The sequence below is a fragment of the Chthonomonas sp. genome (genome assembly GCF_035294165.1).
Classification (GTDB): domain Bacteria; phylum Armatimonadota; class Chthonomonadetes; order Chthonomonadales; family Chthonomonadaceae; genus Chthonomonas.
This window is the reverse complement of record NZ_DATGLN010000231.1, coordinates 1-1529: the sequence shown is the minus strand read 5'-3', so window position 1 is coordinate 1529 and position 1529 is coordinate 1. Positions and strand designations below refer to the sequence as shown.

Here is a 1529-nt window from a genome sequence, read left to right as displayed (position 1 = left end):
TAGCAGGGAAGAGGCTGCGGCTCTTCGTTATCTGCGCCATGCACGTCCTGCACGTGTTTGCAACCTCTTCGTTTTGGTTATTCCAAACCCACGAGGATTTCTCAACACGGTAACTCTACCAGGTTATTGGGAATTAGAGAGAGGTGGTAGAGCGAGCTGTTGGGTTTTTTCGGTTTTATCGTTTGTCCACCCCGCCGAGAAGAGCAGAGAAAACTGAGCGGGATCGGGCTGTTGTTCCAGTTGAATGCGGGCTGTATAGAGCGTGCCGGGCAGAGCGACGCCCTGCTGGATGACCACTTTATCGCCCTGCGATGCGGGTAAACCAGGCTGAAGGCGCACCAACGCAATGGTGAAGTGCAGAGAGGCACCCTTCGACGAGGTTGCAGGTACCTGGAAATGCACCTCTAAATAGCCACCCTGCCCGTTCTGGTTGGCCTGCCAGTCCACAGTAGGTTGCGGAATAGGCATCGGTTTTTGCGCGGGATGCAGCCAACCGAACAGCCTATCCGGCAGCCCTAAAGCGGCATGGCGAGCCGGTGTGAACTGGAGACCTGCCAGCAGAACAATGAGCACGAGAGCGGCCGCCGCAAGCACCTGGGGACGCCAAAGTTGTCGCCAGTTGCTCAAAAGCTTGGGCCGTTCACGTTGCAAAGGCTCCTCATCGAGTTTTGCAAGAATGCGCTCATGAAGGGATGGAGGCGGTTCTACGCTTGGCAGACGGTCGAGATCGGCCCAAACCTGTCGAAATCCCAGCATTCCCTCCCGACAGGAAGGGCACTGTTGAAGGTGCGCCTCGAACGCCGCCAGCAGGGCCTTATCCATATCCCCCGAAACATAGTCCGAAAAGAGTTCTATAGCATCTTGACATTGCATCGGTTTCATCCACCATTACGAGCCGGAGGCATCGTATCTTTTAAGTCCACTTTTTTGGACGACGCCTCAGCAAGTTATGTTCCGTCCATTAAAACGCCTCGCGGATCGGCTCCAGCTTCTCCCGAAGGGCCAGACGCGCGCGGTTAAGGCGCGATTTTACCGTGCCAATAGGCAGCGATAGCACCTCCGCGATCTCCTCATACGAAAGCCCATCTACATGGTAAAGCACAATCATCGCCCGCTGGTATTCGGGCAAACTCTCAATGGCTTTTTGTAAAAGCTCTTGGCGCTGTTGGGCCTCCACCAACTCTTCCGGCCCGGGAGAGGGGTCTTCGATCTGACGGGTCACTTGGCTCTCTTCTAGCTCAACATACTCTTCGAGCGACAGGGTTTGCCGATTCTTTTGGCGCTTTCGGCGATCCAGATAGACGTTGGTGACGATGCGATAGAGCCATGTGGAAAAATTAGCGTCGCCTCGAAAGTTATTGATTGCCTGATAAACGCGCAGAAACGCTTCCACCGTAATGTCGCCGGCCTCGTCGTAGTTGCCGCTTAAACGATAGGCCAAGTTATAGACGCGCTTTTCATGCATCCGTACCAAAGCATCGAAGGCGCGGCGATCGCCCTCTTTGCTGCGCTCAATCAGTCGTTGTTCA

General features: G+C 54.9%; 2 protein-coding genes. Both read right to left on the bottom strand.

All coding sequences use genetic code 11. The annotated features are described in order from the left end of the window. Positions 1 to 123 precede the first annotated feature (123 nt). The gene (locus VKV29_RS13005; RefSeq protein WP_324201742.1) at positions 124 to 873 is read right to left on the bottom strand and encodes a zf-HC2 domain-containing protein; all 750 of its coding nucleotides are present in this window, start codon (positions 871 to 873) and stop codon (positions 124 to 126) included. An 88-nt stretch (positions 874 to 961) separates the two neighbouring features. After that, the coding region (locus VKV29_RS13000; protein ID WP_324201741.1) for a sigma-70 family RNA polymerase sigma factor at positions 962 to 1529 on the bottom strand (568 nt) is incomplete at its 5' end.